At 63.7% G+C, this 5,395-nt stretch carries 7 protein-coding genes; all 7 read right to left on the bottom strand.

The features are described from left to right. The coding region (gene rfbA / locus RMO23_RS11880; RefSeq protein WP_309681719.1) for a glucose-1-phosphate thymidylyltransferase RfbA at window positions 1–765 on the bottom strand (765 nt) is incomplete at its 3' end. A gap of 8 nt (window positions 766–773) precedes the next feature. Then, window positions 774–1,217 (bottom strand): type II toxin-antitoxin system VapC family toxin, encoded by a 444-nt coding sequence (locus RMO23_RS11875; RefSeq protein WP_309681717.1) that lies wholly within the window; start codon window positions 1,215–1,217, stop codon window positions 774–776. Further along, entirely contained in the window at window positions 1,214–1,465 is a 252-nt protein-coding gene (locus tag RMO23_RS11870; protein ID WP_309681715.1) for a FitA-like ribbon-helix-helix domain-containing protein, read from the bottom strand. Before RMO23_RS11870 ends, RMO23_RS11875 begins: the two co-directional genes overlap by 4 nt. An 81-nt stretch (window positions 1,466–1,546) precedes the next feature. After that, window positions 1,547–2,587, bottom strand: a complete 1,041-nt coding sequence (locus RMO23_RS11865; protein WP_309681713.1) for an NAD-dependent epimerase/dehydratase family protein — start codon at window positions 2,585–2,587, stop codon at window positions 1,547–1,549. Between the two features lie 87 nt (window positions 2,588–2,674). Continuing rightward, window positions 2,675–3,955, bottom strand: a complete 1,281-nt coding sequence (gene tviB / locus RMO23_RS11860; RefSeq protein ID WP_309681711.1) for a Vi polysaccharide biosynthesis UDP-N-acetylglucosamine C-6 dehydrogenase TviB — start codon at window positions 3,953–3,955, stop codon at window positions 2,675–2,677. After that, a complete protein-coding gene (locus tag RMO23_RS11855) occupies window positions 3,952–5,094 on the bottom strand; it encodes a glycosyltransferase (protein WP_309681709.1) in 1,143 nt (380 codons plus the stop codon). The genes tviB and RMO23_RS11855 overlap by 4 nt, the downstream gene beginning before the upstream one ends. A 6-nt stretch (window positions 5,095–5,100) precedes the next feature. Then, window positions 5,101–5,395 (bottom strand): undecaprenyl diphosphate synthase family protein (locus RMO23_RS11850; protein WP_309681707.1); only part of this gene is annotated, 295 nt, incomplete at its 5' end.

Raw genomic sequence — 5,395 nt, 5'->3', positions numbered from 1 at the left:
AATCTTCAGGCCCTGGCGCTGCTCCAGCGTGGCGATGAACTGGCTGGCGTCGAGCAGGCTGTCGTGGGTGCCGGTGTCTAGCCAGGCGTAGCCGCGCCGCATGATCTGGACATTGAGCTGGTCTTTGTCCAGATAAGCCTGGTTGACGGCGGTGATTTCAAGCTCGCCGCGGGCGCTGGGTTTGACGGCCTTGGCAATGTCAACCACCTGGTTGTCGTAGAAGTAAAGGCCGGTGACGGCAAAGTTGCTTTGGGGCTGGGCCGGTTTTTCTTCAATGCTGCGGACTTTGCCGCTGGCGTCAAAGGCGACCACGCCGTAGCGCTCGGGGTCTTGCACATGGTAGGCAAAGACGGTGGCGCCGCCGGGCTGCGCGTCTGCGTTGGCCAGCAGGTTTTCCAGGTCATGGCCATAAAAGATGTTGTCGCCCAGCACCAGGGCGCTGGGGGCATTGCCGACAAACTGCTCGCCGATCAGGAAGGCCTGGGCCAGGCCGTCGGGACTGGCTTGCTCGGCATACTGCAGATTCAGGCCCCACTGGCTGCCGTCGCCGAGCAGCTGGGCAAAGCGGGGCGTGTCTTGCGGGGTGCTGATGATGAGCACGTCACGAATGCCCGCCAGCATCAGGGTGCTGAGGGGGTAGTAAATCATGGGCTTGTCATACACCGGCAGCAGCTGCTTGCTGATGGCCAGCGTGGCCGGGTGCAGCCGGGTGCCGGAGCCGCCGGCGAGGATGATGCCTTTGCGTTGGGGAGTGTTTTGCGTCATGGGGTCAATTAATAGGGCGTGGTGGCTTGCCAGGGGTTGGCCAGCGTCAAACCGTCAATGTTTTCAAAGTCTTTGGTGTTGCGGGTGACCACGCTCAGCCCGGCGGCCAGCGCAATCGCTGCAATTTGCGCATCTTCTGTCGAGATGGGTTGCCCCTGCCGGGTGCGGTCTGCCACAAGAACGGCATAGTTTTTTGCGGCAGCCGCATCAAATGCAAGGCAGTGCCCGGCAAAGTCCTGCTCAAACATCTGCTCGGCAGTCACCGCCAATGCCGTGCGGCGTTTGCCTGCTGGCAGCAAGGCGATACCGGTGAGGATTTCGGCCTGGGTAATGGTGCTGGTGTGCATGGCGGCGTGCGTGTTTTGGGCAAACCAGTCAAGCACGGCGGCGGCTGGATGCTCGCGCATCAGCTCGGAAAGCACATTGGTGTCAAGCAGGAAGCCGCGGCTCATGGTTTCTCAAGCGCTGGCGGTGTGCGGGCGATTTGCCGGGGCGGAATGGGAAGGGATTCGACTTTCAGGCTGGCAAACCGGCGGTTCACGCGCTCGGCAAAGCTGACCTGCCCGGCTTGCTCGGGGGCCACGGTTTGCTGAAGAATTTGCCTGACTTCCTGTTCCATGGACCAGCCATGGCGGGCGGCCCGCACCCGCAAGCTGTTTTTGACAGCTTCGTCAAGATTTCGAACGGTAATGCTGCTCATGAATCGGGTCCGGATGATTGCAATGAAATCATTGTAATCAATAGTCCTAGGCCATGAACCATGCCAATGGTCGCTTGTTACTCATGATTTCTGCGCGACGTACCACGGCATGGCCAGCGCCAGCCCCTGGCCAATGCGCTGCGTGGGCGCGTAGCCCAGGCGGGTGGCGGCCTTGCTGATGTCGGCCAGGCTGTGGCGCACGTCGCCGGAGCGAAAGTCGCGGTACACCGGCTGGGCGCCCTGCAGGTGCGGGTAAAGCGGCAGCAGGTTGCGCCGTAGCTGGGCATACAGCTCGTTGAGCGTGGTACGGTCGCCGACGGCCACGTTGTAGACCTGGTTGGCGGCGTCGGGGGCCTGCGCGGTGGCGGCCAGCAGGTTGGCCTGTACCACGTTGGCAATAAAGCAGAAGTCGCGGCTGGTTTCGCCGTCGCCGTTGATGTGCACCGGCTCGCCCCGGATCAGGCTGGCAATCCATTTGGGAATGACGGCGGCATAGGCCCCGCCGGGGTCTTGCCGGGGGCCAAAGACGTTGAAGTAGCGCAGGCCTATGCTTTGCAGGCCGTAGGATTTTCCAAACACATCGGCGTACAGCTCGTTGACGTATTTGGTGACGGCGTAGGGGCTCAAGGGCTTGCCGATGTTGTCTTCGACCTTGGGCAAGGCCGGGTGGTCGCCGTAGGTGGAACTGCTGGCGGCGTAAACAAAGCGTTTGACCCCCTTGCCGCCGTTGGCGTCGCGCGCGGCCACCAGCATGTTCAAAAAGCCGCTGATGTTGGTGGCGTTGGTGGTGATGGGGTCTTGCAGGCTGCGCGGCACGCTGCCGAGCGCGGCCTGGTGCAGCACGTAGTCAGCGCCCTGGCAGGCTTGCTGGCAGTCTGCAAGCGTGCGGATGTCGCCTTCAATGAAACAGAAGTTGGCCCACTGGGCGGGGCTGACCAGCGCCCGCACCTCGTCGAGGTTGCGCTGGTGGCCGGTGGCAAAGTTGTCCAGCCCCACCACGCGCTGGCCCAGCTTGAGCAAGGCTTCCAGCAGGTTGGAGCCAATGAAACCGGCCACGCCGGTGACGAGCCAGCTGGCGGGTTCTTGGGCAAGACGGGTCTGAAGCGCGTGGTAAGCAGTCATTTTTACTATGATTTTGATAGCTGCCTATGCACGTAACATATGGGATAGAGCGGGTTTTTATGGGTAAATGTCGGCCAAACCGGTGTTTTACAGGCGCAGGTCGCTGGCTTCGGCGGGCAGCACGTATTTCAGGTCATACAGCACATGCTGGGGCTTGCCAAGGGCGCGCAGGGCGGGTGCGCCCATGGCCTTGAACTGGTCATGGGCGACGGCGATGATGATGGCGTCGTAGGCGGCGGCCTCCAGCTGGCGCACCGGAGTCAAGCCGTACTCGTGCTGCGCTTCCTCGGCCGACGCCCAGGGGTCGTAGACGTCGGCCTGCACGTCGTACTCGCCCAGCTCCCTGACGATGTCGACCACGCGGGTGTTGCGCAGGTCGGGGCAGTTTTCCTTGAACGCCAGGCCCATCACCAGCACGCGCGCACCCTGCACCGGGATACGGCGCTTGGTCATCACCTTGACCAGCTGGGTCACCACGTAGGCGCCCATGCTGTCATTCAGGCGGCGGCCGGCCAGGATGATTTCGGGGTGATAGCCGATGGCCTGGGCCTTGTGCGTCAGGTAGTACGGGTCCACGCCAATGCAGTGGCCGCCGACCAGACCGGGGCGAAATGGCAGAAAGTTCCACTTGGTGCCGGCGGCCTTGAGCACGGCCTCGGTGTCTATGCCCAGCCGGTTGAAGATCAGGGCCAGCTCGTTGATGAGGGCGATGTTCAGGTCGCGCTGGGTGTTTTCGATGATCTTGGCGGCCTCAGCGACCATGATGGACGGGGCCTTGTGGGTGCCTGCGGTGACGATTTCGTTGTACAGCGCGTCAACGAAGTCGGCCACTTCGGGGGTGGAACCGGAGGTGACCTTCTTGATGTTGGTGACGCGGTGGGTTTTGTCGCCGGGGTTGATGCGCTCGGGGCTGTAGCCGGCAAAAAAATCGGTGTTGAAGGTCAGGCCCGAGTGCTGCGCCAGCACCGGCACGCATTCTTCTTCGGTCGCGCCGGGGTAGACGGTGGACTCATAAATGACGATGTCGCCTTTTTTGAGCACCTTGCCGATGGTGGTGCTGGCCTTGATGAGGGGGCTGAGGTCGGGCCGCTTGTGCTCGTCAATCGGGGTAGGCACGGTGACGATGAAGACAGTGCAGTCGCTCAGCGCGGCGGGGTCGGTGGTGTAGCTCAGGTGGGCGGCCTGCCGCAGCTCTTCGGCCTCGACTTCCAGCGTCTGGTCGTGCCCGGCCTGGAGTTGGGCCACGCGCTGGGCGTTGATGTCAAACCCGATGACCTTGCGCGTTTTGCCGAACTCGACGGCCAGCGGCAAGCCGACATAGCCCAGGCCAATGATGGCAATGGCACGGTTGGAGGCGATGTTTTTCATTTCTTTTCAGCGGCGGAATGACGAAGGGTAATGGAGGCGGGGCGGCGGATTTGCAGCGTGGCAGGCCGCACGCACCAGCGGAACTGGGTGAGCCGGGTGTACACCACCGAGTAAAGCAGTGCACAAGCGGCAAAACCCAGCACCAGGACGGGCGTGCGGGTGGACCAGCTGACCGCAATGGCAGCGGGCAGCAGGGCGGCGACCCACATGATCGCGCCGGTGACGGAGTTGCGCACCAGGCGGCTGGCGTGCGGCAGCAGCGCCCGCACCACGCGGCGCTTGACCAGGCTGTGCAGGTGCATGCGATCGGCGTCGCCGGGGCTGCGGCCGCGACGGCGGCGCCGGGCGATGCTGAAAAAGACCTCAAGAATCGGGTAGCCGCACGCCAGCATGGGCGCCCAGGCCGACACCCCGGGGTGGCGCGCCAGCAATAGCACGGCCATCCAGGCAATGGCAAAGCCAATGAAGTAGGCGCCACCATCGCCGAGAAAAATCTTTCCCAGCGGCCAGTTGACCAGGCCAAAGCCCAGCATTGCGGCCGCCAGAATCAGGCTGACACGCGCCAGGTCGGCATCGCCCTGGCCGGCGGCCATGATGCAAAAGCCACCCAGGATGACGATGACGGTGCCAGCGGACAGGCCGTTGAAGCCGTCAATGATGTTGATGGCATTGGCAATGCCGCCCACGGCAAACGCGGTGAAGGCAACGGACAGCACGGTAAAGCCCAGCAACCAGTCCAGTCCGGGCACATTGGCGTCGGTAATCGATTGACCCGTGATGAACCAGCCCAGCACGCCACAGGCCATGGTCGCCAGCAGGCGGGTGCGCACGCTGACGCCTTTGGTCAGGTCTTCCACCAGGCCAAAGGCAAACGCAGGGGTACCGGCCAGCAGCAGCGGCCCCAGCAGGTATTGAGGGCCGGGCGGGGCCAGTGCCAAACCAGCCAGAACACCGGACACGATGGCAATCCCCCCCACACGCGGCGTCGGCTCGGTGTGGAACTTTTGCACGCCATAGATGCTGTCCATGCTCAGATGCCCATGCCAGTGCTGGGTCATGACCAGCATGACGGCCACCAGAAAAGCGACGCCGCCGGCGGCCAGCAGGGGCCAGGAGAGAACGCTCAGGCCGTTTTGCATGGGAGCCTAGCGGGCCGCCAGGTGCGGCAGGCCCGCCGCATCGGCAGCGGCCTGGTCGGCGCCAAAGCGGCGGTCACGCTGGGCGTACCAGGCCAGCGCCTGATCGAGCGATTCGGGGCTGAAATCGGGCCACAGCGCGGGGGTGAAATACAGCTCGGTGTAGGCGCTTTGCCAGAGCATGAAGTTGCTGATGCGCGACTCGCCGCCGGTGCGGATGAGCAAGTCGGGCTCGGGCGCGTCGGGCAGGCTCAGGTGCGGGCGCAGGGCTTTTTCGGTCAGCGCGCTGAGCGGCGCGCCGGGG

Origin of the sequence: Polaromonas sp. (genome assembly GCF_031411155.1) — a bacterium.
Classification (GTDB): Bacteria; Pseudomonadota; Gammaproteobacteria; order Burkholderiales; family Burkholderiaceae_C; genus Polaromonas.
This window is presented reverse-complemented; position numbering and strand designations above follow the sequence as displayed.

Bases quoted from the DNA above. Each gene is read 5' to 3' on its own strand.
- tviB (WP_309681711.1), bottom strand. From the start codon at position 3,955: ATGAAAAACATCGCCTCCAACCGTGCCATTGCCATCATTGGCCTGGGC.
- RMO23_RS11875 (WP_309681717.1), bottom strand. From the start codon at position 1,217: ATGAGCCGCGGCTTCCTGCTTGACACCAATGTGCTTTCCGAGCTGATG.
- RMO23_RS11855 (WP_309681709.1), bottom strand. From the start codon at position 5,094: ATGCAAAACGGCCTGAGCGTTCTCTCCTGGCCCCTGCTGGCCGCCGGC.
- RMO23_RS11870 (WP_309681715.1), bottom strand. From the start codon at position 1,465: ATGAGCAGCATTACCGTTCGAAATCTTGACGAAGCTGTCAAAAACAGC.
- RMO23_RS11865 (WP_309681713.1), bottom strand. From the start codon at position 2,587: ATGACTGCTTACCACGCGCTTCAGACCCGTCTTGCCCAAGAACCCGCC.